At 74.1% G+C, this 26,404-nt stretch carries 21 protein-coding genes and 1 riboswitch; of the genes, 5 read left to right on the forward strand and 16 right to left on the reverse strand.

Annotated elements, in window-relative coordinates:
* Positions 1-13 precede the first annotated feature (13 nt).
* The 3 genes from ACH4TG_RS37355 to ACH4TG_RS37365 form a co-directional block, all read right to left on the reverse strand.
* Positions 14-952 (reverse strand): peptidoglycan DD-metalloendopeptidase family protein, encoded by a 939-nt coding sequence (locus tag ACH4TG_RS37355; protein ID WP_398247143.1) that lies wholly within the window; start codon positions 950-952, stop codon positions 14-16.
* Positions 953-956: 4 nt separating this feature from the next.
* Positions 957-1,112, reverse strand: a riboswitch (cyclic di-AMP (ydaO/yuaA leader).
* A 395-nt stretch (positions 1,113-1,507) separates the two neighbouring features.
* The gene (locus tag ACH4TG_RS37360; protein ID WP_398247144.1) at positions 1,508-2,524 is read right to left on the reverse strand and encodes a GNAT family N-acetyltransferase; all 1,017 of its coding nucleotides are present in this window, start codon (positions 2,522-2,524) and stop codon (positions 1,508-1,510) included.
* A 96-nt stretch (positions 2,525-2,620) separates the two neighbouring features.
* Positions 2,621-3,247 carry a uridine kinase gene (locus ACH4TG_RS37365; RefSeq protein ID WP_398247145.1) on the reverse strand — a complete coding sequence of 209 codons (627 nt, stop codon included), beginning with the start codon at positions 3,245-3,247 and terminating at the stop codon, positions 2,621-2,623.
* Positions 3,248-3,657: 410 nt separating this feature from the next.
* On the opposite strand from ACH4TG_RS37365, the gene ACH4TG_RS37370 reads away from it, so the two are divergent.
* Together ACH4TG_RS37370 and ACH4TG_RS37375 are read left to right on the forward strand one after the other, a co-directional pair.
* Positions 3,658-3,852 carry a hypothetical protein gene (locus ACH4TG_RS37370; RefSeq protein ID WP_398247146.1) on the forward strand — a complete coding sequence of 65 codons (195 nt, stop codon included), beginning with the start codon at positions 3,658-3,660 and terminating at the stop codon, positions 3,850-3,852.
* A gap of 195 nt (positions 3,853-4,047) precedes the next feature.
* Positions 4,048-5,718, forward strand: a complete 1,671-nt coding sequence (locus ACH4TG_RS37375) for a hypothetical protein (RefSeq protein WP_398247147.1) — start codon at positions 4,048-4,050, stop codon at positions 5,716-5,718.
* A gap of 20 nt (positions 5,719-5,738) precedes the next feature.
* Here ACH4TG_RS37375 and ACH4TG_RS37380 read toward each other — a convergent pair whose 3' ends face one another.
* On the reverse strand, positions 5,739-7,241 hold the full coding sequence (locus ACH4TG_RS37380; RefSeq protein ID WP_398247148.1) for a PLP-dependent aminotransferase family protein: 1,503 nt from the start codon (positions 7,239-7,241) through the stop codon (positions 5,739-5,741).
* 123 nt (positions 7,242-7,364) lie between these two features.
* On the opposite strand from ACH4TG_RS37380, the gene ACH4TG_RS37385 reads away from it, so the two are divergent.
* Together ACH4TG_RS37385 and ACH4TG_RS37390 are read left to right on the forward strand one after the other, a co-directional pair.
* The gene (locus tag ACH4TG_RS37385; protein WP_398247149.1) at positions 7,365-8,105 is read left to right on the forward strand and encodes a YitT family protein; all 741 of its coding nucleotides are present in this window, start codon (positions 7,365-7,367) and stop codon (positions 8,103-8,105) included.
* Positions 8,106-8,361: 256 nt separating this feature from the next.
* Positions 8,362-8,736, forward strand: coding sequence for an RNA polymerase-binding protein RbpA (locus ACH4TG_RS37390; RefSeq protein WP_031517570.1), 375 nt, complete (start codon positions 8,362-8,364; stop codon positions 8,734-8,736).
* Positions 8,737-8,894: 158 nt separating this feature from the next.
* Here the strand turns inward: ACH4TG_RS37390 and fxsA are convergent, their stop codons facing one another.
* From fxsA to ACH4TG_RS37420, 6 genes are all read right to left on the reverse strand, one after another.
* Positions 8,895-9,494, reverse strand: a complete 600-nt coding sequence (gene fxsA / locus ACH4TG_RS37395) for an FxsA family membrane protein (protein WP_398247150.1) — start codon at positions 9,492-9,494, stop codon at positions 8,895-8,897.
* A 129-nt stretch (positions 9,495-9,623) separates the two neighbouring features.
* Entirely contained in the window at positions 9,624-10,394 is a 771-nt protein-coding gene (locus tag ACH4TG_RS37400; RefSeq protein ID WP_398247151.1) for a polyprenol monophosphomannose synthase, read from the reverse strand.
* Positions 10,391-12,082 (reverse strand): apolipoprotein N-acyltransferase, encoded by a 1,692-nt coding sequence (gene lnt, locus ACH4TG_RS37405; protein WP_398247152.1) that lies wholly within the window; start codon positions 12,080-12,082, stop codon positions 10,391-10,393. Before lnt ends, ACH4TG_RS37400 begins: the two co-directional genes overlap by 4 nt.
* Before the next feature lie 651 nt (positions 12,083-12,733).
* Complete coding sequence (locus ACH4TG_RS37410; protein ID WP_398247153.1) at positions 12,734-14,413, reverse strand: amidohydrolase; 1,680 nt, start codon at positions 14,411-14,413, stop codon at positions 12,734-12,736.
* Between the two features lie 29 nt (positions 14,414-14,442).
* Positions 14,443-14,883 carry an Lrp/AsnC family transcriptional regulator gene (locus tag ACH4TG_RS37415; RefSeq protein ID WP_075016855.1) on the reverse strand — a complete coding sequence of 147 codons (441 nt, stop codon included), beginning with the start codon at positions 14,881-14,883 and terminating at the stop codon, positions 14,443-14,445.
* A 60-nt stretch (positions 14,884-14,943) separates the two neighbouring features.
* A complete protein-coding gene (locus ACH4TG_RS37420) occupies positions 14,944-16,221 on the reverse strand; it encodes a D-arabinono-1,4-lactone oxidase (protein ID WP_398247154.1) in 1,278 nt (425 codons plus the stop codon).
* Positions 16,222-16,518: 297 nt separating this feature from the next.
* Between ACH4TG_RS37420 and ACH4TG_RS37425 the strand changes: the two genes are divergently transcribed.
* Entirely contained in the window at positions 16,519-17,007 is a 489-nt protein-coding gene (locus ACH4TG_RS37425; RefSeq protein ID WP_398247155.1) for a hypothetical protein, read from the forward strand.
* Between the two features lie 158 nt (positions 17,008-17,165).
* Here ACH4TG_RS37425 and ACH4TG_RS37430 read toward each other — a convergent pair whose 3' ends face one another.
* The 6 genes from ACH4TG_RS37430 to ACH4TG_RS37455 form a co-directional block, all read right to left on the reverse strand.
* On the reverse strand, positions 17,166-18,332 hold the full coding sequence (locus tag ACH4TG_RS37430) for an acyl-CoA dehydrogenase family protein (protein ID WP_398247156.1): 1,167 nt from the start codon (positions 18,330-18,332) through the stop codon (positions 17,166-17,168).
* 304 nt (positions 18,333-18,636) lie between these two features.
* Positions 18,637-20,814 (reverse strand): putative bifunctional diguanylate cyclase/phosphodiesterase, encoded by a 2,178-nt coding sequence (locus tag ACH4TG_RS37435; protein ID WP_398247157.1) that lies wholly within the window; start codon positions 20,812-20,814, stop codon positions 18,637-18,639.
* The gene (locus tag ACH4TG_RS37440; RefSeq protein ID WP_398247158.1) at positions 20,811-21,623 is read right to left on the reverse strand and encodes an SAM-dependent methyltransferase; all 813 of its coding nucleotides are present in this window, start codon (positions 21,621-21,623) and stop codon (positions 20,811-20,813) included. The genes ACH4TG_RS37435 and ACH4TG_RS37440 overlap by 4 nt, the downstream gene beginning before the upstream one ends.
* 332 nt (positions 21,624-21,955) lie before the next feature.
* Positions 21,956-23,197 carry a carbohydrate-binding protein gene (locus tag ACH4TG_RS37445; RefSeq protein WP_398247159.1) on the reverse strand — a complete coding sequence of 414 codons (1,242 nt, stop codon included), beginning with the start codon at positions 23,195-23,197 and terminating at the stop codon, positions 21,956-21,958.
* Between the two features lie 225 nt (positions 23,198-23,422).
* Positions 23,423-24,832 (reverse strand): peptidase C39 family protein, encoded by a 1,410-nt coding sequence (locus tag ACH4TG_RS37450; protein WP_398247160.1) that lies wholly within the window; start codon positions 24,830-24,832, stop codon positions 23,423-23,425.
* Between the two features lie 148 nt (positions 24,833-24,980).
* Entirely contained in the window at positions 24,981-26,114 is a 1,134-nt protein-coding gene (locus ACH4TG_RS37455; protein WP_398247161.1) for a M24 family metallopeptidase, read from the reverse strand.
* Positions 26,115-26,404 lie beyond the last annotated feature (290 nt).

Here is a 26,404-nt window from a genome sequence, read left to right on the forward strand (position 1 = left end):
ACGGGCGTCTGTGTCAGATGCTGACGCCGTGCGACGCGAGGTAGGCGACCGGGTCGATGTCGGAGCCGTAGTTCGGGGTGGTGCGCACCTCGAAGTGCAGGTGCGGTCCGGTGACGTTGCCGGTGGCGCCGGAGATGCCGATCTCCTGGCCCTCGGTGACGGTCTGGCCGGCCGACACCAGCGGCTGCGTCAGGTGGCCGTACAGGGTGTACTTGCCGTCGGCGTGCTTGATGATCACGTCGTTGCCGTAGGCGCCGTCGGCACCGGCGTGCACGACGGTGCCGGCCGCGACCGAGTGCACCGGGGTGCCGGACCACACCAGGAAGTCCACGCCCGTGTGGTAGCCGCTGGACCAGTTGGAGCCGGCCTGGTGGTACGGGGTGCCGATGGACGCGTTGCCGACCGGCTTGGTCCAGCCGGTGTCGGTGGTGGCGGCGGCCTTGGTGGCCGTCGTGGTGTTCGTGGTGGTCTTCGCCGCGCTCTGCTGCGCGGTGCTCTTCGCCGGAGCGGGCTTGGCAGCCGGCTTCGCGGCGGGCTTGGCGGCGGGCTGGGCAGCCGGCTTGGCCGGGTGCTTGTCGCCGGGCTTGACGCCGTGCCAGCCGTGCAGCGTCAGGTGCATGCCCGGACGGATCACGTTCGGGTCGCTGCCGATGACCTTCTTGTTCTCCTGGTACAGCCGGTGCCAGCCGCCCTTGATGTGGTGCGCGGCGGCGATCTTGGACAGGGTGTCGCCGGGGTGGACGGTGTACGTCTCGGCCTTCGCGTGGGCGCCCTTGGCGGTGTCCTTGACGTGGGCGGTCGTCGCGACGGGGGCCTTGGCCGGCGTGGCGGCCGAGGCGCCGGTCGCGGCGACCAGCGGCAGGGCGATGGCGGCGCTGCCGACGCCGGCGGCGATGCAGACGCGGGTGAGGCGGTTCAGATGGGGCTTGCGGTGCTGTCCCTTGGCGGGCATGCGGGAGTTCCTTCTCCTACGCCTGCGAGGTGAGCTGTCGGGTTCGGGCAGGAGATGCCCGGTCACTCGGGTGCGTGACTTCACCCCGAGCCGTCCGGCGTGCGCGGACGGCGGCCTACCGTGGGTCCCCCGCTCCTGCCGTGTTAGGTGCTCGACGGTTCCGGGTCCGGGCGGTGGCAGGATTCGGCGGTCCGCCCGCGGAGAGTGTGCGCGGGCACCTGGCCCGCCGGACGCGAAGCTAGAGGACCCTCCGAGCGGCGGGCAACCGGCTGCCGCGGCCCACCACCGCGCCCGCCGGGAGCCGGTGACCGATCGTCGTACGCCCGCCACCCCTGCGTGTCCGCGCGGTTGACCGTGGGTGCACCGGCACGCCGCACGCGGTGACGACATGGCGACAAATCGCCCGCATCGGAAACAGCGGGTGTTCTCCGGACATCGGACCGTGTTCCCGCCATGATGCCCGTCACATTCCACAGCGGAAGTGACCCGCCTCACTCCGAAATGCCGGAACAAGGGCGACAAATGAGGGTTTGTCCGATCGGAGTGGAATCCGGGTCAGTACGTCCCCGGCGGGCCGCCGATCCGGCCGTCCAGGGTCCGGCTGAGCCGGTAGGCGACCGGGCGGAAGCCGGTCGCCGGCCAGTGTCCGGCAGCCAGCGGGCTAGCGGAGTGCCAGCGGGCCGACATGTAGCGGTGGCCGTTGTCGTAGGCCCAGGCGAGCGCGGTCGCCAGCAGCACCCGGGAGATGCCCTCACCGCGGGCCGCGGGGTCCACGAACGCCTCCATCAGCTCCACACAGGACTCGGGCACGACCGGCCCGGGCGCCGCCGGCACCACCAGGACCATGCCGATCTCCTCGCCGCGGCGCGAGGCGATCCAGGCGCCGCAGCGGGTATCGGCCAGGGCGTCGGTGTACCGCAGCCGCAGCGCGGCGAGCCCCGCCTCGGGCTGCGGCTGGAACATCGCGGGGCCCCGCTGCCCGCGCGAGGACTCCGCGGCCATCCGGCCCACCTGGGGCAGGTCGCCGGGGCCGGCGCGCCGGATGGCGAGCCCGCCCACCCCGCGCGGCTGCCGCCCGCGGGCCTTCACCGCCATCAGGCCGTGCACCAGCTCGCGGCCGAACCCCAGCTCGGACCAGGGCGCGGTGGCCGTCTCCCCGGCCGGCACGTCGACGTAGTGGACCAGCCGCCGCTCGGCGACCAGGCGCTCGGCGACCCGGGCGTACAGCGCCCGCAGCACCTCGCTCTCCCGTCCGGCCGGCAGCGCGTGGCCGCCGTGCGGCACCAGGGCGGAGTGCGGATGGCTGCGCAGCGCTGCCGGGTTGTCGGGCGCCAGGTCGAGCGGCACCGCGGCCAGGTGCCCGATGATCGCGCCGTCCGCGTCCAGCGCCCGGCACGCCTCGAGACCGGGGGCGTTCTGCAGCTTGCCGAGGAGTTCCTCGCCGCGCACCGGGCCGTCGGCCAGCCAGGAGCGCTGCGACGGCGGGCGGCGGGCGCGGGCGAACCAGCGGTCGTACCGCTGCGCGGCCATGGGTATGTGCTCGGCGGTCAGCGGCGCGATGGCGACAGTCATGGTGCCCGGGACGCTAGCGGGGTGCGCGGCCCCACGGCAAGGCAGGACCGGCGGGCTGCCGGTGCGTTGCCCGAGTGACGTACGTGCAGCGGGAGTTCAGCCGGTCCAGGCGGGATGGCGGGGGTCGTCGGCGCGAACCAGGACATCCGCGGTCTCTTCCGGCAGCGCTTCGCGGGCGTACCGGCCGTAAGCGGGCAGCGTCCATCGCTCGGCGGCCTCGGTGCGCCGCTCCAGCGCGGCGCGGGACAGGCTGAGGTGGACGGTCAGGTCCAGCGGCAGGCCCTGGCCGAGGAGCAGCGGCCCGTCGAGCACCAGGACCCCGCCCGGCGGCAGTTCCTCGTAGCCGGCGCGGGTGGACCGGTCGGTGACCGGGTCGCGCAGCGACGGCAGCGCCCGCCCGCTGCCGCCGGGTCCCAGCGGGTCGAGCACCTCGCGGCGCAGCGCCCCGGTGTCGAGCCACAGCTGGTAGTAGGCGTCGGCGTCCTCGTGGCCGTACTCCAGGCGCAGCGAGGCCGGCCGCCAGAACCCGGCCGCGCTGACCCGAAGGGCCCGGCGGCCCAGGGCCGGCAGCGCGGCCGCCACGGCGTCGGCGAGCTCGGCGGTGCCGGCCGCGGGCGCCCCGTCGACGGCGACCCGCCACCACGGACCGGGCGGCTCCGTGCCGGCGATCCGCTCCGCGAGGGCCTCGGCCAGCCGCGGCCAGGTGATCGGGGTCAGCTGCACGGCACCCATCCTGCCGCAGCGCCCCGGCCGCACCCGCGCCAGCCCGCCCCAGCCCCCACTCCGGACCCGCCCCGCCCCTCCCGCTCCGGGCAGCCTCCGCCGCCGATCCGGGCCGTCACGGCAGCACGGCCCCTGCCGTCCGAACAGCCGGTGCGAACACCGGCGGCCCGCCGTCACCCGGCTGGGCGAAGCCGCTGCTCCACTCGCGGGTCTGCGGCGCTGCGGTCCGCACGAGGCGGCACGGCCGGGCAATGATCGCGCCGACGGCGGTTCCGCGGCGCCCGGAAGCTCACCCACCTGGTGGAAATTCGCTACAAATCACCCTAATGCCGCCGAGCAAGATCTATTACTTCTTGTGAGCCTGGAAGAACTCATGGTGACCGTCCCCATCACCCAGGAGAAGAGCCCAAATGATCCTGTCCATCTCCGGCGTCGTCCTGCTCGGCGTCGTCTGCTTCCTGTTCTTCCGCAAGGACGGCCTGAAGGTGTCGCACGGTGTCGTCTGCACACTCTTCGGCTTCTATCTCGCCGGCACCGCCATCGCGCCCAGCATCAAGGCCGGCGGCGCCAGCCTGGCCGGACTGATCGGCGGGCTCAAGATCTAGCGGTCGCCCGCTACGGCCACTCCTGCCACGACGGGTACGGGCCCGCGGCGGTCCCCCGCTCCGGGTCCGTACGTCCCCGCCTCCCCCTCCTCCCCCGCTTCCCCCGGCCTTCCGGCCCTGCGGCGCGCCCGTCCCCCGCGCGCCCCGCCGCGTCCCCGCGGACACCCCAGCACCCGAACCACCCATGGAGCACCCGTGGCCAGGCGTCCCCTTCCCGCCATCCTGACCAGCCGACCCGCGCTCGCCCGCGGCCGTGACATCGCACGCACCGCCGCCGACGGCGCGACGGACGTCCTGCACCCCGTGATCACCATCGCCCGCGGCATGCGCCGGCAGGCCGCCTGGGCCGGCGGCTGGTGGGGCCGCACCCCCAAGGACCGCCGCGCGCCCGCCCTGCTGCTGGGCGCGGCCGCCGTCGTGATCGTGGTCATGATGCCGTACGGGCCGATCCTGGGCGCGGTCGCGCTCATGGCCTCGGCCGCCTGGATGGGCCGGGACCGCTCCGCGCCGGCCGCGCCCGGCGGGCCGAACGACGCCGAGACCGGCCGCCTGCAGTCGATGTACGAGGCGCTGGTCCCCTACCTGTCCGCGTCCGGCGACCCGGCGCCCATGTACGCCCACGACGGCTCCTGGCAGAAGGCGTTCTCCTCCTACGAGTTCCAGGACGGCCGGCTGACCCACCTGCACCTGCGCTACCCGGCCTACTTCACCGACGGTGAGGCGGACTCGCGGGCGCGCGTCGAGCAGCTGCTGCACGCCAAGGCGGGGCGGGGCCGGGAGTACCGGTTCGACTGGAACGAGGAGGAGAACCACCTCACCCTCGTCGCCCTCCCGCCGCTGCCGACGGACGTCGTCGCGCAGCGGTTCGTCACCTCCCCCGGCGAGACCGTGCTGGGCTTCACCGACGCCGACTCGGTGCAGCGCACGGTCCCGGTGCTCGCGGACGGCGAGACGCGGGACGCGCCGCCGGTGGTGTGGCGCGGCGGTGCGCGGTCCACCGAACCGCACCTGCTGGCGCTCGGCCAGCCCGGCACCGGCACCACGAGCCTGCTGCGGTCGATCGCGCTGCAGGCGCTGGTGCACGGCGACGTGGTGGTGATCGACGGCGGCGGCGCCGGCGAGTACGCGTTCCTGGCCGGGCGGCCCGGGGTGCTGGCGGTCGAGGACGGACTGCTGGGCGCGTCGGCGACGCTGGAGTGGGCCGCGCACGAGACCGAGCGGCGGCTGATCGCGGTCAACCGGGCCCGGCAGGCCGGGAATCCGGTGGCCGAGGACGTCCGGCGCCCGCTGTGGATCCTGGTCGACCGGCCCACCGCGCTGACCCAGCTGGCGTCCGCTGAGGGCCGCCCCGACCCGCAGCTGCTGCTGGACGTGCCGTTGCGGCACGGCCGGACCGCCAACGTCTCGGTCGCCGTGGTCGACCAGCTCGACGCGACGGAGGGCCTCGCACCGGTGGTCATCGCCCAGACCCGGGCCCGGGTGGTGCTCGGCCACCTCGCCCCTGAGCACGTGGCCGCGGTCCTCGGCGCGCAGCAGCGGACGACGCCGGCCGCGGACGTGCCCGCGGGCCGCGGCTACGCCCGGCTCGGCACCGGGCCGGTGCTGCGGCTGCAGGTGCCGGCCACCCCCGACCCGTACGACGAGGACGCCCCGGAGGCCGAGCGGGTCGCCGTGCTCTCCCTCGTCCCCGGCCTCCAGGAAGCAAGGGACGCGCAGGACGCCGAGGACGCCGAGGACGCCGCCGGGGAGCCGGCGGACGCGGCGGCCGGCGAGCCGGGCGAGGACCCGGAGGCGGAGGCCGTGGGCCCGGTGGGGCTGCGCAAGGAGGCGGTGGTCCGCACCGTCGCCGACCTCGAACTGGGCTGACCCGCCAGGCGGATCGGCCGTCAGGCCACGAAGAGGCCGGTGCCCTCCCCCTCGGCGCCGCCGCCGGAGCGGACCAGGTCGGCGGCCTGCGCCAGCCGGGCGCCGGCCTCGGCGGCGGCCGGGCCGCTGACGGTGAACGGAATGCGCACGAACGACTCGAAGGCGCCGTCCACGCCGAACCGCGGCCCGGACGGGACGCGCACCCCCAGCCGCTCGCCGGCCACCGCCAGCCGCGACCCGGACACGTCCCCGGTCCGCACCCACATCGTCATCCCGCCGCGCGGCACGGTGAAGCCCCAGTCGGGAGTGTGCTCGCGCAGCGCCGCCGCCAGGTCGTCCCGGCACTCGCGGGCCCGCTGCCGGCGCACCGCCAGGGCCTGGTCCCAGCCGCCGCCGCGCAGCAGCCAGGCCACCGCGAGCTGGTCGACGACCGGCGAGGCGAGGTCGAGGTAGGCGCGGGCGGACACCAGGCGCCGGACCACGTCGGGGGTGGTGCGCACCCAGCCGATGCGCAGCCCGGCCCAGACCGCCTTGCTCGCCGAGCCGACCGTGATGACGGTGCCGCCGCGGTCGAAGGCGGCCATCGGCCGCACCCCCGGCTCCCCGCCCTCCAGGGTGAGTTCGGCCATCGTCTCGTCGGCGACGACCACCGTGCCTGCCGCCCGGGCGGCCTCGACCAGGGCGCGCCGCTGCTCGTCGCCGACCAGCGTGCCGGTGGGGTTGTGGTAGTCCGGCATGACGTAGGCCATCTGCGGGGCGGCGTCGCGCAGCACGCGCCGCCAGGCGTCCATGTCCCAGCCGCCGAGCCCCTCGCGCAGCGCCACCGGCACGATCCGGGTGCCGGTCTCCCGGAACAGCTCCAGGACGTTGGCGTAGCTCGGGGACTCCACGGCGACGCGCTCGCCGAAGTTCACCAGCCGGCGGGTCGCCGCGCCGATCGCGCCCATGGCGCCGGTGGTGACCATGATCTGCTCGGGCATGGTGGGTACGCCGCGCGCGGTGTAGCGGTCGGCGATGGCCTCGCGGAGCACCGGCAGGCCCGCGGGGAAGTCGCCGTGGGTGGCCGCGTACGCGGGCAGTTCGGCGAGCGCGCCCTGCATCGCGTCGGTGAGCCAGGGCTCGGTGGCGGGCAGCGACGCGCAGCCGAGGTCGATGACGGTGCCCGCGGCCTCCGGCGGCAGCGGCTCCAGGCTGCGGGTGGGCAGCACGTGCCCCTCCGGGATGGCCGTCCAACTCCCGGCGCCGCGGCGGGACCTGGCGAACCCCTCGGCGCGCAGCGCCTCGTAGGCGGCCGCCACGGTGGTGCGGCTGACGCCCAGCGCGAGGGCGAGTTCGCGTTCGGCCGGCAGCCGGGCGGCGACCTGGAGCCGGCCTTCGAGGACCAGCAGCCGCACGCCATCGGCCAGGCCGCGGTAGGCCGGCAGCCTGCGCCCGCCCGGCCGGGCCGCCGGACGCGGCTGCGGACGCGGTTCGAGGAGCCGGGCCAGATGCGCCGCACTCACCGACGCGGTCCACTGCGACATCGAAATCAGTCCACCTTCTGAGGATTGGCCATGGATTCATCGTACGCCCAGGCCACAGAGTGGCCTGAGCGTCCGCGCGCTGAACGCCAGGGGGTTGCCGTGCCGTCGTCCCGTCCGTCATCCATGCCGTCCCGCCCTGCGGGTGCGCCCTTCCGGTCGCCGGTGCCGTACCGCCGGCTGGTCCGCCTGTACGCGGGCCTGGCCCTGTACGGCTTCAGCGACGCGCTGCTGATCCGCGCCCACCTCGGCCTCGACCCCTGGGACGTGTTCCACCAGGGCCTGTCGCAGCACAGCGGGATGAGCATCGGCGTCGTCTCCATTGTCGTCGGCGCCGCGGTGCTGCTGCTGTGGTGGCCGATCCGGCAGCGGCCGGGCCTGGGCACCGTCTCCAACGTGGTGATGGTCGGCACCTTCATCGACCTGACGATGGCGGTCGTCCCGCAGTACGACGCCCTGGCGGTGCGCATCCCGCTGATGGTCGCGGCCGTGGTGCTCAACGGCGCCGCGACCGGCCTCTACATCACCGCCCGGTTCGGCCCGGGGCCGCGCGACGGGCTGATGACCGGGCTGCACCGCAGGACCGGCCGCTCACTGCGGCTGATCCGCACCGGCATCGAGCTGAGCGTGCTGGCCGCGGGCTTCGTGCTCGGCGGCGGGGTGGGCGTGGGCACGGTGGTGTACGCCCTGGCGATCGGGCCGCTCGCCCAGTTCTTCCTGAAGCGGTTCGCACTGCCCGTCCCGGGGGAAGGAGCAGAGCGCCGGACGGTGGAGGAAGGGGGCGAGGGCCAGGGCTCCGGCCCGGCGGCCGGTTCTGCGGGGGTTCGGGACCATACGCCGGAACCCGCGGCAGTGGACCCGATTTAGTCCTGGGCGGTGCGGACCGGTAGTGTACGCGGTTGGCCCCGAGGCTTGACCGTTACTGCACGCAAAAGATCCGGTGACACCGGGTGATATATCACCTCAGATGTGACAAAACGGGCATTGGCGGGTACAAACAGGGGCGACACGACGGGCGACGCATATCCCGCTACGGGAATCTTCACCGCCGACCGGACGTTGACCGGATGACGACGACAGCGACACCTGTCCTGTGGGCGACCAAGCCCGGGAGGCACGATTCATGAGTGAGCGAGCTCTCCGCGGCACGCGACTCGGGGCCACCAGCTACGAGACCGACCGCGGTATCGATCTGGCCCCGCGCCAGACCGTTGAGTACGCATGCCGGAACGGCCATCGATTTGAGATGCCGTTCTCGGTTGAGGCCGAGATTCCGCCGGAGTGGGAGTGCCGCGCCTGCGGCCAGACCGCTCTCCTGGTGGACGGAGAAGGCCCGGAGGAGAAGACCACCAAGCCGGCACGCACGCACTGGGACATGCTCATGGAGCGGCGCACGCTGGAGGAGCTGGAGGAGGTGCTGGCCGAACGGCTGGCGGTTCTGCGCTCCGGTGCCATGAATATCGCGGTACATCCGCGAGACAACCGTAAGACCGCCTGACCCCAGGCCCGGGCCCGCCACAGCGGGCCCCCTGACTCTCGTGCCCCGGCGCGGAGCGTTTCCCGCTCCGCGCCGTCTGCATGTCGGGGACCGTGCCGTGGCTCACGGACCCCTGTCCGGGACCGTCCCGTGTCTCAGGGACCGGGGACCGGGGACCGTCAGTTGTCGCGGTCGACGACCTCGCCCTGGATGACCTTGCCGTCCGGGCGGTGGATCTTCGCCTGCTCGCCGGCGTCCCTGGCCTGCTGGTAGAGGTCGCCCAGCGAGCCGGGTTCTGCCGGGTGGCCCGGCTGCCGCCGCAGCGCGCGCTCGGCCAGCCGCTCGAGCGTGCTGCCGACGAGCCTGCGGGTGGGCGGGAAGAGCAGCACCAGGCCCACCGCGTCCGACAGGAAGCCCGGGATGATCAGCAGGATGCCGCCGAGCATGTGCAGGCCGGTGCGGCCGCCGCCGGGGGCCCGCTCCGGGACCTCCTCCGGCTGCCCCTGCTGCGCCCGCTGGGCGGCCTGCACCGAGGCCGTCAGGTTCCGCCATGCGCTGCGGCCGGCCCGCTTGACCGCCGCCGCGCCCAGCACGAAGCCGGCCAGGATGGCCAGGAACACGAACCACCCGCTGGTCGCGTCGGCGACCACGATCAGCAGCCAGATCTCCAGCACCGCCCAGGCCGCGATCACCAGCGGCGCGAGGCGCAGCCGCGAACGCCGCCGGGGCTGCTGCTGCACCGGGCTCGGGTGGACGGGAGGACGTGAACTCGTCGTCATAGCTCAAGTGTGCCAAAGACCTCACCGACTCCAAAGACCAGGTAAAGGCCACTGGTGCCGGTCGATCACGCCCGCCGTGCCGGGGCCGCCCGTGGTGCCTGCGGCGGCACCGCGGAAGGGGCCGCCGGGCTACTCCTTGCGGCCGGTGATCTTCGAAGCGCGCGAGCTGACGCCCCAGGCGGTGACCCGCCAGAACGCCTCCGCCACGATGTTGCGGCTCATCTTGCTGTCGCCGCGCTCGCGTTCGACGAAGGTGATCGGCACCTCCACCACGTGGTAGCCGGCCTTCACCGCGCGCCAGGCCAGATCGACCTGGAAGCAGTAGCCGGCCGAGGCGACGTCGGCCATGCCCAGGCCCTCCAGGGTCTCCTTGCGGAAGGCGCGGTAGCCGCCGGTGACGTCGCGGATCGGCACGTCCAGCATCAGGCGCGAGTAGGTGCTGCCGCCGCGGGAGAGGAACTCGCGGGACTTGGGCCAGTTCACCACCCGGCCGCCGGGGATCCAGCGCGAGCCGAGCACCAGGTCGGCGCTCTTGAGCGCGGTGAGCAGGCGGGGCAGCTCCTCGGGCTGGTGGGAGCCGTCCGCGTCCATCTCGACCAGCACGCCGAAGCCCTGCTCGATGCCCCATCGGAAGCCGGCCAGGTAGGCGGCCCCCAGGCCCTCCTTGCCCTTGCGGTGCAGGACGTGCACCTGGGCGTCCTCAGCGGCGAGTTCGTCGGCGAGCTTGCCGGTCCCGTCGGGGCTGTTGTCGTCGGCGACCAGAACGTCGGCGTCGGGCACCGAGGCGCGGACCCGCTGGACGATCGGCTTGACGTTCTCGGCCTCGTTGTAGGTCGGGATGATGACGAGCACCTTGCCGAGCGGGCCGAAGGTGCGCTGCTCGTCGTTGACTGCGGTCACTGGGGTTGCTGCCCTTTCACCATGCGTGTGCGGTCGCGCCTGCCGAGGGCGACGGCGGCCGCGCAGGACAGGAGCCCCACCATAGCGAGAACCCACTCGGGTGCCGCGCCGACGCGGTCGGCGACGGTCTTCTCGTCACGCAGAGGGATGTCGGCGCTGAGCACCTGGCGGCTGAACTCCTTGCTGCGCTGCTCGATCGTCCCGTCCGGCGCCACCACCGCGCTGATGCCGCTGGTGGCCGCGGTGACCACGGCCCGGCCGTGCTCGACAGCCCGCAGCTTGGACATGGCCAGCTGCTGCTCGGGCTGCCCGGTGCGGCCGTAGGTGGCGTTGTTGGTCTGCACGACGATCGCCCGGGCGCCGGCGTTCACCGTGTCGCGCACGATGCCGTCGTAGGCGACCTCGAAGCAGATCACGTCGCCGAGGCGGGCCGGGCCGATCTGCAGCACGCCGCTGCCCTTGCCGGGGTAGAAGTCGCGCGGGATCTGGTTGAGCTGGCTGACCACCTTGGTGAGTTCCTTGCGGAACGGGACGTACTCGCCGAAGGGGACGGGGTGCTGCTTGGTGTAGTGGGCGCCGGGGCCGTTGACCGGGTCCCAGACGATGCCCTCGTTCTGGACGTGGTCCTTGTCCGGGCCGTCCACCAGGGCGCCGACCAGCACCGGCACGCCGACCGTCCGCACGGCCTCGGTGATCTTGTCGTACGCGGCCGGGTAGGTGAACGGGTCCAGGTCGGAGGAGTTCTCCGGCCACAGCACGATGTCCGGCTTGGGCACCCGGTGGGCCTGGATGTCCTTGGCCAGTTGCAGGGTCGCCTGCACGTGGTTGTCGAGGATCTTCATCGGCCGGCCGAGGAAGTGCATGCCCGGCTGCTCGACGTTGCCCTGCACGATCGCGATGCGGACGTGGCCGTCGGCATTGGTGTGCACCGGGACCAGCAGCCCGCCGCAGAGCACGGCCGCGGACAGCACGAGGGCCGCCGCGCCCGGCAGGGCCCCTCTCAGGCTCCTTCGCGGGCCCCGCCATGCCCGGTGCCCGGCGAGGGCCGCCGCGGCCAGCAGCGTGCCGCTGAGGGCCACCGCGAAGCTCACCAGCGGGGCGCCGCCGAGCGCGGCGAGCGGGGTGAAGGGGGAGCCGGTGTTGGCGAACGCCAGCCGGCCCCACGAGAAGCCCCCGAACGGCAGGCGGTCGCGGACCAGTTCCTGCGCCACCCACAGGCAGGCGCACCACACGGGCCAGCCGCGCAGCCGCCCGGCGAGCACCATCAGGCCGGCCATCACCACCAGGTAGCCGGCCTCGACGCCGGACAGCACGACCACGGCGAGCCAGGTGACCGAGCGCAGCCAGACCAGCAGCCACAGGAAGAAGGGGAACCCGAAGGCGAAGCCGAGCCAGGCCCCCTGCCGGACCGTGCGGCCGCGCAGCACCAGCGCGAGGCCGGCGACGGCGACCACCGACAGCGGCCACACGTCGTACGGCGGGAAGGAGGCGGCCAGCGCCAGGCCGAAGGCCGCGGCCACCGCGCTGCTCGGCGCGGCCCTGCGGGCCGTGGCGGCGAAGCGCGCGCGGCGCGACGTCCGGGCCGGGGCGGTGTCCGGGGTGCCGCCGGCCTCCGGCGCGAGCGCCGGAGGGGCGGTGGCACGGGCGGCCGGGGGCGCCTCGGGACCGGTTTCGGGGCGCAGGCGCACAGTCGCGGCCTTCCTGCAGGTGGAGGGGTGGTGAAGGCGACCGTACCTCCTGATGACGCCCGCTTGAGTCGCGGGACGGCAAAGGTCCGGCGACGAACGCGCCCTCCACCGGCGGTTCTCCGCCACGGAACGGGCCCGGCGGCCTTCCGGCCGTTCGCGGGACGTCCGAGCGAGGTCGCGGCCCCCGACGGGCCCGGACACGGAACGGGCCCGGACGCCCTTCGGGCCGACCCGGGGTCCGCTGGCTGCGGGCCGCGCCGGGGTCGTTGTCTACTGGGCGTCCAGGCCCTTCCCGGGTCACACCTGCCGACCGGGCGGTGCTCCTGCTCCTGACCCTGGCGGGTGGAGTGGCCCACTGGCGGGCCGCGTTCCGCGTCGTGTCCGCTGGACCTGGCTGCCAGTGGCGGCGTGCCCGTCCGGCGCGACGCCCCATGGCCCAGCGGTGTTCGACGCAACCGCGGAGAGCCCCCGGTCCGACGTCCTGTGGTGGACTTGGCCGAACCTACTCGCCCCCGACCAGCCACTGTCAACACCCCTGTGACCTGCGGGGTTTCACCAAATCAGCAGGTCAGTGACGAGCGGCCGCCGGGAGCACGACACGCCGCCGCCCCCTGAGGGCACACCGTTCGGGCGCATGGCCGCCGCGGGCCCTCACCCGTTCGGACCCCGGTGGACGGTGCGGCCCCCCACCACGGTGCGCAGGGCGGTCGGCAGGGGCTGCCCGGGAGTGAGATCGGGCAGGCCAGGGGTGCCGGAGCGGGGGTCGGTGGACCAGTTGGCGACCCGCTCGTCGGGGGTCTGGACGACGAGGTCGCCGGTAGTCCAGACGGCGTAGTCCGCGGGCGCGCCGGGCACCAGCACGCCCGCGTCGTCGCGGCCGACGGCCCGCCAGCCGCCGCGGGTGTGCGCGTTGAAGGCGGCGCGGGCGGAGATCCGGTGCTCGGGGGTGCGGTGGAAGGCGGCGGCGCGGACCGCCCCCCACGGGTCGAGCGGGGTGACCGGGCTGTCCGAGCCGAGGACGAGCGGGACCCCGGCGCGGGTCATCGCCGCGAAGGGGTTGAGGGCCGCAGCGCGGGCCGCGCCGAGCCGCTCGGCGTACATGCCGTCCGCGCCGCCCCACGCCGCGTCGAACGCCGGCTGCACGGACGCGACCAGGCCCAGCTCGGCGAACGCGGCGATCGTCTCCTCGGTCATCAGCTCCGCGTGCTCCACCCGGTGGCGCAGGGCGCGCACCCGGCTCAGGCCGGCCCGCGCGGCCGCGGCCCGGGCGCCGTCGACGACCGCGCCGACGGCCGCGTCGCCGATGGCGTGGAAGCCCGCCTGGACTCCGGCCTCGGTGCACAGCGTCAGGTGGCGGGCGATCGTCTCGGCGTCCAGGTAGGAGACACCGGTGTGGGCGGCGTCGGCGTACGGCGCGTGCAGGCACGCGGTGTGCGAGCCGAGGGAGCCGTCCACGAACAGGTCGCCGCCGGCGCCGATCGCGCCCAGGTCGCGGATCCGGTCGAGGTCGGCGGAGGTCCGCGCGGCCTCCGCCCAGTACCCGAAGACCCGCGGCGCCGCGCCCTCACCGGACAGCGCGAGCAGGGCGGCCAGGTCGTCCTCGGAGGAGATGTCGGGACCCGCGCACTCGTGGAGCGCGCCGATGCCCTGGGCGGCGGCGTGCGCGAGGGCCGCGCGCTGGGCGGCGTCCCGCTGCTGGGGAGTGACGGCGGCGAACGCGGCCCGGCGCACCGCGTGGTGCGCGTCCTGCGTCAGCGGCGCCTGCGGGTCGTGGCCGGCCAGTGCCGCGACGCCCGGGACGAGGTCGAGCAGCGCGGTGCTGACGGCGGCGGAGTGCACGTCGGTGCGGGTGAGGTAGAGCGGCCGCCCGCCTGCCGCCTCGTCGAGCTCCGCGCGGGTCGGCGGGCGCCGCTCGGGCCACCGGGTCTCGTCCCAGCCGTGGCCCAGCAGCACCCGGTCCCCCGGGCGGGCGGCGGCGTGCGCGGCGGTGCGGGCCAGCGCCTCGGCCAGCGACGCGGTGCCGCTCAGGTCGAGTCCGGTCAGCGCCAGGCCGGTGGCCGTGGTGTGCACGTGCGCGTCGGTGAAGGCCGGGGTGACCAGGGCGCCGTCGAGCTGCACGACGTCGTCCACGCCGTCGGCGAAGGAGTCCGCGGCCCCCTCGGAACCGACCCAGGCGACGGTGCCGCCGTCGACGACCATCGCGGTGGCGAACGGGTCGGCCGGGCTGTAGACGAATCCGCCACGCAGCAGCACGGTGCCGGCTGCGGGCGCGGGATCGGCCGTCCGGCCGGTGGCTGACGAGGACGCTGGGTGCGGGGAGGTGCGGTGCATGGTCCCCAGTCTCTCCTCCTGCCGCGGCGTCACACGCGCGGGGGCCTGGACTCGTACGCGGTGGAGAGCACGACGGTGGTGCGGGTGGACACGCCCGCCAGGCTGCGGATGCGGCCGAGCAGGTGCTCCAGCTCGATGGGGGTGGCGACCCGCACCTTGAGGATGTAGTTCTCGTCGCCCGCGACGCTGTGGCACGCCTCGATCTCGGGCACCTCGGCGAGCCGGTCGGCGATGTCGTCGGGGGCGCTGGGGTCGAAGGGTTTGACGGAGATGAAGGCGGTCAGGGACAGGCCGACCGCCTCGGGGTCGATGATCGCCGCGTAGCCGCGGATCACCCCGCGCTGCTCCAGCCGGCGTACCCGCTGGTGCACCGCCGACGTGGACAGGCCGGTGGCCTTGCCCAGGTCGGTGTAGCTCATGCGCCCGTCGGCGACGAGTAGTTCCACGATGTGCCGGTCCAGCTCCTCCACAGCGGCGACCTTACCGGCAGACGAGGAGGTCGCGTCATACGGACGGCGGCCGGGCGGCGCTCAGGTGGCGAGCAGCCGGCGCAGGAAAGCGTTGGCGAAGGTGCCCGCGGGGTCGATGGCTGCGGCCAGCGCCCGGAAGTCGTCCATCCGCGGGTAGGAGGCGCGCACCTGCTCCCAGGGCGTGGTGAACAGCTTGCCCCAGTGCGGGCGGGGTGCCAGTGGCGCCAGGGCGGCCTCGATCCGGCCCAGTACCGGCAGCACCGCCGCCGGGTCCTTGATCCAGGTGAAGTGCAGCGCGACGGTGTCGCGGCCGTGGGCGGGGCTCAGCCACAGCCGGTCGGCGGCGACGGTGCGCACCTCGCAGATCTGCAGCACGGGGGCGACGACCGGCCCCAGGGCGGCCACCGCCTCCAGGGCGGCGGCCGCGTGCTCGCGCGGCAGCAGGTACTCGGACTGCAGCTCCTCGCCGCTGCTGGGCACGAACTCCGGCCGGAAGTGCGGCAGCCGCTCGTGCCAGGGGCCGGGGGTGCCGTCCTGCGGGGTGCAGTACGCCGGGTCCATGCCGGGGACGGGGTGCACCGGGCCGGCCGCGGGCCGGGCCCAGGGCAGCAGCGGGTCGGGGACGGCGGGGTCGACGGCGCCGGAGCCGGGCGCCGCGGAGTCGACGCGCTGTTTCAGCCACACCTGGGTGAAGCGCGGCGCTTTCCAGTCGGTGAACAGGCTGACGCTGTAGGCGGCGCCCGTGACGGCGTCGAAGTGGGCGGTGGCGTCAGCGAGTTCGAGGTCGGCCAGGACGCGCTGCCGGACCTGGAAGGTGGGCACGGTGTCCAGGGTGAGGTGGGTGACGACGCCGAGCGCGCCGAGCGAGACGACGGCGCCGTCGAAGCGTTCGCCGTCCTTGTCGCGGCTGAGGGTCAGCGTGTCGCCGGTGGACGTGACCAGGTCCAGGGCGCGCACCGAGGTGGCCAGGCCGCCGTTGGCGTCGCCGGAGCCGTGGGTGCCGGTGGCGACCGAGCCGGCGACCGAGATGTGCGGCAGGGACGCGGTGTTGGGCAGGGCGCGGCCGTGCGCGTGCAGTTCGGCGGCGAGTTCGGCGTACCGCACCCCGGCGGCGACCCGCACGGTGCCGGCGGCGCTGTCGATGTCCGTCTCGGCGGGCAGGCCGCGCACGTCGACGAGGTCGCCGTCGGTGTCGGCGACGTCGTTGAAGGAGTGGCCGCTGCCGACGGCCTTGACGCGGGTGCTGCCGGCGACCACACGGCGCAGCGCGTCGAGAGTGGCCGGCCGGTGCACCCGGCGCGCGGAGAAGGTGAGGTTGCCCGCCCAGTTGGTTCGCATCGTCCGCCGCCTCGACCAGTCGGCGAACCCGCCCTGGCCTCGCCCGATGGCACCTTACAAGGCGTCACGGCAAGCCGCCGCGCACGGGGTCGGGAAGCGTTCGGGGGTGCGTGGTCGCACGGCAGGGGCGCACGATCCGGCCACGCCGACCGGTGTGACGAAGGCCACACTCGATGCGCCGGGAGGGCTCCCGGTGGCGTGATTACCCGCGTAGCGCGGCGGGAAGTGCTCGCTATGGCCGAGAGCGCGCAGCCCGGCCGGCCCGATCGAGGGCATCCACCCAAGGGGGAACGCAGCATGCGTAATCAGGTGCGCGGCATCCGAGGCGAACGATCGGACTCCTCGCTCGGCGAGGGTCACGAGACCGGACTCCCGCTCCCCGTCCTGGCCGGCGCCGAGGGCGCCGGCGGCCTCGACGCCCCGGACCTCGAGGCCGTCGCCGACGAGGCCGAGGAGGCGTACGACGACGAACTCGCCGACGTGGCACGGCTGTTCTGCCCGGACTGCAGCCGGCCCATCGCGGTGCCGACCGGCTCGGAGCGGCTGCCCGAGCACGCCCTGTGCCCCACCCCGTGGAACCCGTTCGGCCTGACGGTCTGCGGCGGTTCCGGCCGCCCGGTCGCCGACGGCAGGCCGCTGGACGGCGGAGCGGACGCCGCCGAGCCGGAGTTCGCCGTGGTGCTGGCACTGCCTGCCGGCCTGGACTGGCGCACCCAGCCCTTCTCGCACGTGGGCGGCCCCGGCTCCCGCCCGATGCGGGCGTCCGCCACGCGCCTGGCGGCCTGAGCAGCCGCCTGCCGCCGCGCCCGGCCGCGGGCGCGGCGCCGCGGACCGTGCGGCCGTCAAGCCGTCAAGCCGTCGAGTCACTGCCGGAGCCACTGCCGGCGTCCCGGGACGGAGCCGCCCCGGGACGCACCCGCACGGGTGCCGCCTGGTGGCGGCCGTCAGACCCGGGACTCCGGGCCCATGAGGTGCCGGGCCACCACCATCCGCTGGATCTGGTTGGTGCCCTCCACGATCTGCAGCACCTTCGCCTCGCGCATGTACCGCTCCAGCGGGAAGTCCGCGGTGTAGCCGTACCCGCCGAGCAGCTGGACCGCGTCCGTGGTCACCTGCATCGCGGCGTCGGTGCAGAACAGCTTGGCCATCGCCGCCTGGGCGGAGAACGGCTCGCCCGCGTCCCGCAGCCGGGCGGCGGTCAGGTACAGGGCGCGGCCGGCCTCGATCTTCGTCGCCATGTCGGCGACCATGAAGCGCAGGCCCTGGAAGTCGGCGATCGGCCGGTCGAACTGCCGCCGCTCCCCCAGGTACGCCACCGCCGCGTCGAGCGCGGCCTGCGCCACGCCGACGGCGCACGCGGCGATGCCCAGGCGCCCGGAGTCCAGGGCGGCCAGCGCTATGGCGAACCCCTGGCCCTCCTCGCCGATCCGCCGTGTGTCCGGCACCCGCACCGCGTCGAAGTGGACCTGCGAGGTCGGCGAGCCCTTCATGCCCATCTTCCGCTCGGGCAACGCCGCGGACAGCCCGGCGGCGTCGCCGGGGACCAGGTAGGCGGTGATGCCGTGGGCGCCCGTGCCGCCGCTGCGGGCCAGCACGGTGTAGAAGTCGGCCACCCCGCCGTGGGTGATCCACGCCTTGGTGCCGTCCAGGGTCCAGTCCTCGCCGTCCCGCACGGCCTTGGTGCGCAGCGAGGCGGCGTCGGAGCCGGAGGTCGGCTCGGACAGGCAGTAGGCGCCCAGCAGGCTCCCGCCGAGCATCTGCGGCAGGTGGTCGGCGCGCTGCTGCTTGCTGCCGAAGGAGGCGAGGGCGTGGCAGGCGAGGGTGTGGACGCTGACGCCGAGGCCCACGGTGAGGCGGGCCGCCGCGAGCTCCTCGAGGACCTGCAGGTACACCTCGTAGGGCTGGCCACCGCCGCCGTACTCCTCCGCGTACGGCAGGCCCAGCAGTCCGGCCTCGCCGATCAGCGCGAACGTCTGCCTCGGGAACCGGCCGGCGTCCTCCTCGGCGGATGCCTGCGGGGCGATCTCGCGCTGCGCGATGTCCCGGGTGAGCGCGAGCAGCTCGCGGGCTTCGTCGGTGGGCAGGTGCCGGTGCGGCGCTGGGTGCGGCATGGCTGCGCATCCTCCCTTTTCGGGCGCGGCGGCGGCGGCCGCCAGGGTGGGGCGGGGCCGTCCGGGTGAGCGATCAGGACCCGGATCCATGATCCCGCGCCGGGTTGCGGCGCGCGGTGATCAACAGGTCCGGCGGTTGGAGTATGCCCGATCGGCGCCACTGAGTCACCAGCACGGCGGCGGCACCCGGGCACCGCGCCCAGGGGGCGGTGCGGCGCTCGGTGCGATGCCGCGCGGGCCCTTGGCGCCCGCACCCCTCACGGTGCCGTATCTCCCGCCGCGGCGCGCCCGCACGGCGCGGCGCTCAGCCCGCGTCGGCGAGGCTGAGCCGGTGCAGGGCCTCGGGCGGGCCGGGCTTGGCGTAGTACCAGCCCTGGCCGTGGTCGCAGCCCAGCGCGCGCAGGTGCTCGGCCTGGGCGCGGGTCTCCACGCCCTCGACGGTGACGGTGAGGTCGAGGCTGTGCGCGAGCGACACGATGCCCTCGACGATCTTCATGTCCACCGGGTCCGCGGGGTGCCGCCGCATGCCGCGGGTGAACGCCCGGTCCAGCTTCAGGACGCTGAGCGGCAGCCAGCGCAGCGAGGACAGGTTGGAGTAGCCGGTGCCGAAGTCGTCCAGGGCGATGGCCACCCCGAGGTCGGCGATCCGCCGCAGCGGCTTCAGGGCGTCCTCGTCGCCGCCGATCAGCGCGCTCTCGGTCACCTCCAGGCACAGCGCGCCGGGCGGCAGGCCGGTCTCGTCCAGGACGGCGGAGATCTCGGCGACCAGGTCGCGGTGGTGCAGCTGGATCGGCGAGAGGTTGACGTTCACCCGCGGCGGGTGGTCGGCGCCGGGGTGCTCGCGGTGCCAGTCGCGGGCCTGCCGGGCGGCCTGCTCCAGCACCCAGCGGCCGAGCGGCACGATCTGCCCGGTGCTCTCGGCGAGCGGGATGAACTGGTCGGGGCCGAGCACGCCGTGCACCGGGTGGCCCCAGCGGACCAGCGCCTCGGCGCCCAGCACCGCGCCGTTCTCCAGGCCGATCAGCGGCTGGTACTCGACGAAGAACTCGCCGCGCTCCAGCGCCCCCGGCAGCCGGTTGGTCAGCCCGTGCCGGGTGATGGCGCGGGCGTCGGCGTCGGGGTCGGCGACCTCGTAGCGGTTGCCGCCCAGCTCCTTGGCCCGGTACATCGTGATGTCGGCGCTGCGCAGCACGTCGGCGGCGCCCCGGGAGCCGACCGGCCCATGGACGATGCCGATGCTGCCGTGGACGCGCAGGTCGCGCTCCTCCAGGGTGACCGGGGTGGCCAGCGCCTCCAGGATCCGGGTGGCCAGGTCGGTGACCGCGGTCAGGCCGGGCGGGTCGGTGTACAGCGCGACGAACTCGTCGCCGCCGATCCTGGCCACCAGCTGGTCGGGCGAGGTGATGCAGTCCCGCAGCCGCTCGGCGACGTCCACCAGCAGCCGGTCGCCGACCGCGTGGCCGAGGCTGTCGTTGACCGTCTTGAAGCCGTCGAGGTCGAGGTAGCACAGGCCGATCCGGGTGGTCGGTCCTTCCGCGTCGAGGGCCTGGTCGAGGCGCTCGAAGAACAGGGCGCGGTTGGGCAGTCCGGTGAGCGCGTCGTGGGTGGCCTGGTGGCGCAGCCGCTGCAGCAGGCCGCGGCGCTCGGTGATGTCCTCCAGCAGGGCCAGCTGGTACTGCGGTTCGCCCGCGGGGTCACGCAGCAGCGACACCTGGAGGTTGGCCCACAGCACCGAGCCGTCGGCCCGCGCGTACGCCTTCTCGATGTGGTAGCCGTCGCGTTCGCCGCGCACCAGCTCGCCGTTGAGGCCGCGGTTGCCGGGGTCGTTCTCCGGGTGCACCCAGTCCTGGACGTTGCGCCGCCTGATGTGCCCCTCGCCGCCGAACATGCGGGCCGCGGCCTGGTTGATCTCCAGGACGTTGCCGTCCATGTCGGCGATGCCGATGCCGACGGCGGCGCTCTCGAAGACCGCGCGGAACTTCGCCTCGCTGGCCGCCAGCGCCCGTTCGGCCTCGGCCTGGGCGCCGAGCGCGGCGCGGGAGAGGGACTCCTGCTCGGCCAGGGTGCGTTCGCGCAGCGCCTGGGAGAAGCCGACGGCCACCGCGTGCTGCAGGCGCGAGCAGCGGATCCTGGCCTCGTCGGCGGACACGTCCGGGTCCGGCGGGCAGTAGAGCACCAGATAGGCGTCGATGACGCCGAGGATGCTCGGCAGGGCTTCGGGGTCGGTGCAGTGCGCGTCCACCAGGGCGGCGCCGACGGCCGCCGCGGGGCGCGGATCGAAGCGCTCGGCCCGCAGTGCCTCGTGGAGGATGCGGGCCTGGGGTATCAGATGCGCCTCGAACTCGCCCCGGGTCATGGACGTCGCGGTGACCGAGTAGATGGCCCGGCACCAGATGGTCACGAACCGGCGGAGGTTGAGCTGCTCGTCCTGCTCCGGCCGGTGGCCCGCTCCGCCCCATGCCCCGGCCGGCCCGGTGTTCACGCCTTCAGCCCCACTCCGGCGAGACCGTGCAGCGCCGCGGTGTCGTCGTCCTCGGTGACCGGGGTGTCGGGCCGCCAGTGCGGCAGCGGGACGATACCGGGCTCCACGATCTCGAAGCCGGCGAAGAAAGGTTCCAGCTCCTCCACCGTGCGCATCAGCAGCGGCGTAGTGGTGCGCTGGTACGCCTCCTGCACGCCGCGCTGGGCCTGCGGGGTCGGGCCCAGCAGGGTGGCGTGGGTGATGACCATGACGCTGCCGGGGGCCAGCGCATCGCGCAGGGTGGCGATGATGTCGGCCGGCCGGTCCGCGTCCGGCAGGAAGTGCACGACGGCGACGAGCATCAGGGCGACCGGCTGGTCGAGGTCCAGCAGCCGCCGGGTCTCGGGGTGTTCCAGGATCGAGCGCGGCTCGCGCAGGTCGGCGGCGGCGATGGCGGCGTCCGGGTTGTCGGCCAGCACCGCCTTGCTGTGGGCGACGGCGACCGGGTCGTTGTCGACGTACACCACGCGGGAGCCCGGCGCGGCGGCCTGGGCGACCTCGTGGACGTTGCCGAACGTGGGGATGCCGGACCCTATGTCCAGGAACTGGCGGACGCCGCGGTCGACCGCGAACTGCACCGCGCGGCGCATGACGGCGCGGTTGGCCTGCCCGATCTTGGGGATGCCGGGGAACGCCTTCAGGGCCACCCGCGCGGCCTGCCGGTCGACCTCGAAGTTGTGGGAGCCGCCGAGGAAGTAGTCGTAGACGCGGGAGACGCTGGGGACGGTCAGATCGATGCCCTGCGGGGCCCAGGATGGACGGTCGGTCACGGTAGGTGTCTCCAGCTCATGGGGCTCAACGTGCGCGTCGTCGGCGGGTGTTCGCCGCATGCTCCGGTGGCGGCCGGGTTTGCGGGTGCTCAGCACGAGGCTACTGATCACCTGTTCGGAGTGAAACACAGAACCGGAGAAGTCACGTCCGTTTTCGGCCAACAAACACCGTCATGTGCATTTGCGAAAACGCGCACCTGCGAGGACACGCACACAACTTCGCGGGCCCGCCGCCGAGTTCGGCCGCGGGCCCGCCATAAGGTGGTGCGTCCGCCGGACGCACCGACGCCCCGCGGTCCGACCGCGGGGCGTCAGCACCGGTCAGCAGCGCGTCAGCAGGCGCCTTCGTCCTGCCACACACCCCACTCGCCGGTGGTGCCGGGCTCCTCGTTGGTGGTCCACCACTTGGCCTTCCACTTGTGGCCGTTGTGCTGCACCTCGTTGCCGCCGACGTACACCGCGGAGGCGGACCAGTCGGCCACGCCGGCGCAGCTGCCGCCGGGCGGCGTGGTGGGCGGAGTGGTCGGCGGGGTGGTCACCGGAGGCGTTGCACCCGCGAATTTCACCGAGTACTTCGCGAAGTCCCAGTCGGCCTGCGCGACGCTGCTGCACGTGCCGGACGTGGCACCGTTGTTGTCCGGCGGCGAGCACTGTCGGTCACGGTTCAGCGACCAGAACGTGAACCGGCCCATGCCGTGGCTCGTCGCGTAGTCGAGCACGGTCTGGAAGTCCGCCTGGTAGAAGTACTCGCCGGTGTCGCTGCGGCCGTTCATGCCGGAGAAGCCCTCGTGGGCGTAGGCGGTCGCGGCGTCCCAGCCGAAGGTGCTCTGCAGCAGGCCGTTGAAGGCGGTGAGCGCGCTGGTCTGGGAGGCGGCGCCGTTGAACCCGCCGTCGAAGGGCATGATGGAGAAGTTGTTCGGCGTGAAGCCCTGCGACTTGGCCTCGTTGAGCATCTGCTGGCCGAACCAGCCGGTTCCGGCGGCGGTTCCGGCGGTGGTGACGGAGATGAACAGGCCCGGGTTGTTCTGCTGCAGGATCTTGGCCGCGCCGATCTCGTGCGCGACCGCGGCGGTGTTCTCGTACTCCGGCTCCTCGAGGTCGAAGTCCATCGCCTTGAGGCCGTACTTGGTGATGACCTGCTGGTACGCGGCCGCCGTGGACGCGGCGTCGGAGCACGCCTGACCGAGCTTGGTGCCGCCGTAGCCGCCGATCGACACCGAGACGTCGCCGCCCTTGGCCCTGATCGCGGAGATCACGTCGGCGACCGCGGTGTCGGAGGACACAGCGCTGGTGCCGCCCCAAGTGGGGCTGCAGCCGCCGCCGTTGGGGGCGAGGATGAACGCCAGCTGGAACGCCTTGAGGCCGGTCGCGTCCATGATGGCGCTGGCGCTCGGCGGGTTGTTGTCGAGCGGCATGAGGTACGGCGCCGCGGCGTACCACTGGCTGCTCAGGGCGTTGGCCGAGACGGTGGCGCCGTTGGCCTGGCCGGCGGACAGCACCGCGGCGGTGCCGAGCCCGGCGAAGGCGAGGGCCGCGGCGGCCACGCCCGAGCCGAGAGCTTTGAGTCGGTTCACGTCGGACCTCCTGTGGGGGAACGTGGCAGCAGAATCCTGCCGTGACGCGAACCCGTCAATGGGTTGGTCCAGACCTTTGGGCTAATCCACCAATTGGTCTCGACCACTTGCCCGTTTGGGTGCGGAATGCCGACCTCCGGGCGGGGGTGACCCGCCCGGAGACCGGCATGTGACCGGCGCGCGGCCGGTGGTGGGATCCGTGCCCGGACCCCGGGCGGGACGGACTCAGACGACGCCCACCGAGGCGAGCGCGCGCTTCTGCGCCGGGCTCGGCTTGGCCGGGAAGTAGAGGTAGCAGACACCGCCGGTGCCGCCGCTCACCCCGCCCGAGGCGTTGATCCGCTTGGTGCGCAGCCAGATGGTCTCGAACTGGGCCCGCTTGTAGATGTTGCGGACCGCGTCGTCGCTGCTGCTCGCCGGGTCGTTCGCCACCACGTCGCCCTCGGGCGTGAAGCCCGCGATGCACATCAGGTGCCCCGAGGTGCCGTACCCCGCGCCGTCCAGCTCGGAGGCCAGGAAGGACTGGGACGTTATCACCGGGATGCCGGCCTTGATCAGCCGCTCGAGGTCGTTGAGCGAGTGCAGCCGGGTGATGACCCCCTGCATGTCCGTGTACGTGGCCGCGTAGGCCGCGTTGAACGGCCAGTTGCCGCAGCCCTCGTACTGGTAGTCGTACGTGTAGCGGGCGCCCTGGTCGACCTGCGGGTCGGCGTAGGAGGGGTCGACCCACGCCATCTGCTCGGCGGTCGGGCCGCGGCCCCAGTACTCGATGACCATGGTGGACGAGGTCGGGCTGCACCAGGCCTCGCCGCCGTTGTCGTACTCCGGGTACTGGCCCTTGTGGATGTTCTGCGAGTAGCGCGGCACCGGCAGTTCGATCCCGGTCCCCACACCCGGCACCGACGCCGGGACGGTGAAGCGGTCCGGGATGTTCGAGGCCATCGCGCCGAGCCGCCAGACCGTCGGGGTCAGCGTGCTGCCGGGCTTGCGGAACAGCGTCAGCCGCAGCCGGTACGAGGCGAGCAGCGGGCCCGCGGTCGTGTCGTCGATGGAGAAGGTGTCGGTCCAGATGCTGCTCTTGTTGTCGGTCTGGTCGTCCACCGAGGTGCGGCGGATGTCGTCCGGGCCGTCACCGGCGGTCCACCGGCCCATGATGTACGCGGGCGTGGCGGTGCCGTCGGTGTAGGTGCCGAGCAGCTCGACCTGGATCCAGGTGCCGGCCGGGGTGTCGGCGTTCCACGAGGAGATCAGCTCGCTCGCCGGCCCCGGGATCCGGTGCAGCGGCGAGGTCCAGGACGCCGACTCCCAGGTGGCGGTGGTGCCGGTGTGCGGGTCGGTGTAGTCCAGCGTGCCGGTCGCGCGGGCGATCCGCACGCCCGGCCGCTTCCCCGTCACCGGCGCCGTGCCCCGGTGCTCACCGGAGAGCCAGTCGGGGTTCGACGTCCAGCCGCGGTAGTCGATCGGGGCGTCGTCCGGGGCCGCGGCCTGCTGGGCGGCAGGCTGGGCCGCGGCGCCGGAAGCGGCGCCGCGGGTGGCGGACGCCGGGGCGGCGCTGGCGGACTGCGCGGTCGCGGTGGCCGCGGCCGCCGCGAGTGCGGCGGTCAGTACGGCACGCCGGGGCGCGTTACGGGTCATGGGTTCCCCTTGGTTTCCCTCGACGTGAATCGGGAACGGCCCGTCTCTGGGGCGGGCCGGATGCGGACCACTATGGTCGTTCACCTCCTGCTCCACCAGGGTTTGCAGATGAGGCTTGCGATCAATATTGGTCTCGACCAATGGCAGGTCAACCGGGAAGAACCACCAGGTCACGTCCTGTCAGGTTCAGCCGCTCGCCGCCGTCTTCGGTGCAGACCGCGATGTCCTCGATCCGCGCGCCGAACATCCCCGGCAGGTAGATCCCCGGCTCCACCGAGAACGCCATGCCCGGCTCCAGCGCCCGCGCGCTGCCGGCCACGATGTACGGCTCCTCGTGGGTCTCCAGGCCGATGCCGTGGCCGGTGCGGTGGATGAAGTGCTCGCCGTAGCCCGCCGCGGTGATGATGTCCCGCCCCACCGCGTCGAGTTCCTCGGCGGTGATGCCCGGGCGCACCGCGCCGGTCTGCGCGGTCTGGGCCCGCAGCAGCACCTCGTACAGCTCGCGGAAGGCCGCGGGCGGCTCGCCGACGGCGTAGGTGCGGGTGGAGTCCGAGCAGTAGCCCTCGGCCGTGGTGCCGCCGATGTCGACCACCACCGGGTCGCCCTCCCGGATCACCCGGTCGGACACCTCGTGGTGCGGGCTGGCGCCGTTGGGGCCCGAGCCGACGATCACGAAGTCGACCGTGTCGTGGCCGGCGGCCACGATCGCGTCGGCGATGTCCCGGGCGACCTCGCGCTCGGTGCGGCCGGCCTTGAGCCACTCCCCCATCCGGCGGTGCACCCGGTCGATGGCGGCACCCGCCCGGCGCAGCGCCTCGATCTCGGCGGGCGTCTTGCGCATCCGCAGCACCGACAGCACGTCGCCGGCCAGCCCCGCCTGCGCGGAGGGCAGCGCGGCCTGGAAGGCGAGCAGCTTCTCGGCCCACATGTGGTTGTCGACCGCGAACAGCCGGGTGCCCGCCGGCAGCCGGCGGGCGATCAGTGCGTAGGCGTCGTCGGTCTCGCCGAACCCGGTGATGTCGATGCCGAGCCGGCCGGCCGGAGATGCGAGCGCGGCGGGCTTCTCCAGGTCCGGCACCACCAGGAACGGGTCGCTCGCGGCGGGCACCACCAGGCAGGTCAGGCGCTCCAGCGGCAGCGCCTGATATCCGGTCAGGTACCGCAGGTCGGCACCGGGGGCGATGAGCAGGGCGTCGAGGCCGGCGTCCTGGGCCGCCTTGCGGGCGGACTCCAGCCGGGTGGCGGGGAACAGGGCGGCGTCAGGAGCGTTCGCGTCGGTCACGCCCTACACGGTAGACGCCCCGGCCGCGCTTGCGGAGCAGCGCCGCGACAGCCGCCGCCGGCCTCGCCCGGCCGGTCCGGCCCGCCTCGCGCCGCCCGGCACGCCCGCCCGGCCCGGGCCGTCTCCGGCAAGGCCGCCACCCGCCCGGACGGGCGGGGCGCGCGACTCCGGGCAGGCGGGACCTGCCGGACACGGCCTAGAAGAGTCATGAAGATCTTGGAGTTCTGGTCCCGCCGCGTGAGTGGCGGGGCCAGAGTGGTTTCGTGGTGATGGGGGAATGGGCCGGGGAC

Source organism: Streptomyces sp. NPDC020917, from assembly GCF_044333795.1.
In the GTDB taxonomy this organism is placed as follows: domain Bacteria; phylum Actinomycetota; class Actinomycetes; order Streptomycetales; family Streptomycetaceae; genus Actinacidiphila.

Excerpts from the sequence above, each read along its gene's own strand:
- ACH4TG_RS37355 (WP_398247143.1), bottom strand. The coding sequence starts at position 952 with ATGCCCGCCAAGGGACAGCACCGCAAGCCCCATCTGAACCGCCTCACC.
- ACH4TG_RS37360 (WP_398247144.1), bottom strand. The coding sequence starts at position 2,524 with ATGACTGTCGCCATCGCGCCGCTGACCGCCGAGCACATACCCATGGCC.
- ACH4TG_RS37370 (WP_398247146.1), top strand. The coding sequence starts at position 3,658 with ATGATCCTGTCCATCTCCGGCGTCGTCCTGCTCGGCGTCGTCTGCTTC.
- ACH4TG_RS37380 (WP_398247148.1), bottom strand. The coding sequence starts at position 7,241 with ATGTCGCAGTGGACCGCGTCGGTGAGTGCGGCGCATCTGGCCCGGCTC.
- ACH4TG_RS37385 (WP_398247149.1), top strand. The coding sequence starts at position 7,365 with ATGCCGTCCCGCCCTGCGGGTGCGCCCTTCCGGTCGCCGGTGCCGTAC.
- ACH4TG_RS37390 (WP_031517570.1), top strand. The coding sequence starts at position 8,362 with ATGAGTGAGCGAGCTCTCCGCGGCACGCGACTCGGGGCCACCAGCTAC.
- fxsA (WP_398247150.1), bottom strand. The coding sequence starts at position 9,494 with ATGACGACGAGTTCACGTCCTCCCGTCCACCCGAGCCCGGTGCAGCAG.
- ACH4TG_RS37410 (WP_398247153.1), bottom strand. The coding sequence starts at position 14,413 with ATGCACCGCACCTCCCCGCACCCAGCGTCCTCGTCAGCCACCGGCCGG.
- ACH4TG_RS37420 (WP_398247154.1), bottom strand. The coding sequence starts at position 16,221 with ATGCGAACCAACTGGGCGGGCAACCTCACCTTCTCCGCGCGCCGGGTG.
- ACH4TG_RS37425 (WP_398247155.1), top strand. The coding sequence starts at position 16,519 with ATGCGTAATCAGGTGCGCGGCATCCGAGGCGAACGATCGGACTCCTCG.
- ACH4TG_RS37430 (WP_398247156.1), bottom strand. The coding sequence starts at position 18,332 with ATGCCGCACCCAGCGCCGCACCGGCACCTGCCCACCGACGAAGCCCGC.
- ACH4TG_RS37450 (WP_398247160.1), bottom strand. The coding sequence starts at position 24,832 with ATGACCCGTAACGCGCCCCGGCGTGCCGTACTGACCGCCGCACTCGCG.